The following is a 1,472-nucleotide window of genomic DNA, read 5'->3' on the forward strand; positions in this document are numbered from 1 at the left end:
GGGTTAAGGAACTCGGCAAAATGCCCCCGTAACTTCGGGAGAAGGGGGGCCATCCACTTATACGGATTTACTCCGAAAAGGGTGTGGTGGCCGCAGAGACTAGTGGGTAGCGACTGTTTACTAAAAACACAGGTCCGTGCCAAGTCGCAAGACGATGTATACGGACTGACGCCTGCCCGGTGCTGGAAGGTTAAGAGGACCGGTTAGCCGCAAGGCGAAGCTGAGAATTTAAGCCCCAGTAAACGGCGGTGGTAACTATAACCATCCTAAGGTAGCGAAATTCCTTGTCGGGTAAGTTCCGACCTGCACGAATGGCGTAACGACTTCCCAACTGTCTCAACCGCGAACTCGGCGAAATTGCATTACGAGTAAAGATGCTCGTTACGCGCAGCAGGACGGAAAGACCCCGTGACCTTTACTACAGCTTGGTATTGGTGTTCGGTGTGGCTTGTGTAGGATAGGTGGGAGACTTTGAAGCATGGACGCTAGTTCGTGTGGAGTCATTGTTGAAATACCACTCTGGTCACTCTGGATATCTAACTTCGAACCGTAATCCGGTTCAGGGACAGTGCCTGGTGGGTAGTTTAACTGGGGCGGTTGCCTCCCAAAAAGTAACGGAGGCGCCCAAAGGTTCCCTCAACCTGGTTGGCAATCAGGTGTCGAGTGTAAGTGCACAAGGGAGCTTGACTGTGAGACTGACAGGTCGAGCAGGGACGAAAGTCGGGACTAGTGATCCGGCAGTGGCTTGTGGAAGCGCTGTCGCTCAACGGATAAAAGGTACCTCGGGGATAACAGGCTGATCTTGCCCAAGAGTCCATATCGACGGCATGGTTTGGCACCTCGATGTCGGCTCGTCGCATCCTGGGGCTGGAGTAGGTCCCAAGGGTTGGGCTGTTCGCCCATTAAAGCGGTACGCGAGCTGGGTTTAGAACGTCGTGAGACAGTTCGGTCCCTATCCGCTGCGCGCGTAGGAAATTTGAGAGGATCTGACCCTAGTACGAGAGGACCGGGTTGGACGAACCTCTGGTGTGTCAGTTGTTCCGCCAGGAGCACCGCTGATTAGCTACGTTCGGGATGGATAACCGCTGAAAGCATCTAAGCGGGAAGCCGGCCTCAAGATGAGATTTCCATACCTTCGGGTGAGAGGCTCCCAGCCAGACTACTGGGTTGATAGGCCAGATGTGGAAGTGCAGTAATGCATGCAGCTGACTGGTACTAATAAGCCGATGACTTGATAACACACCGTTTGTTGGTGCTACGCGTCCACTGAGTGGTTCTCGATGTACGGTCGAGAACCGCATAACAACAATGACTTTGTTATGTGTTTGATTGAAACATCAATAGTGTTTCGGCGGCCATAGCGTGAGGGAAACGCCCGGTTACATTCCGAACCCGGAAGCTAAGCCTCACAGCGCCGATGGTACTGCAGGGGGGACCCTGTGGGAGAGTAGGACACCGCCGGACTCCTTTTA

2 rRNA genes (1 of these 2 only partly in view) are annotated in these 1,472 nt (G+C 53.7%); both read left to right on the plus strand.

Going from position 1 to position 1,472, the window contains the following annotated elements:
- Positions 1 to 1,239: ribosomal RNA gene (locus ABTY40_RS30680) — 23S ribosomal RNA — on the plus strand; it begins 1,965 nt to the left of the window's first position.
- A gap of 108 nt (positions 1,240 to 1,347) precedes the next feature.
- Positions 1,348 to 1,464: ribosomal RNA gene (gene rrf / locus ABTY40_RS30685) — 5S ribosomal RNA — on the plus strand.
- Positions 1,465 to 1,472: the final 8 nt, after the last annotated feature.

It is taken from the genome of Streptomyces sp. NPDC126503 (assembly GCF_040302405.1).
GTDB classification, from domain to species: domain Bacteria; phylum Actinomycetota; class Actinomycetes; order Streptomycetales; family Streptomycetaceae; genus Streptomyces; species Streptomyces gulbargensis.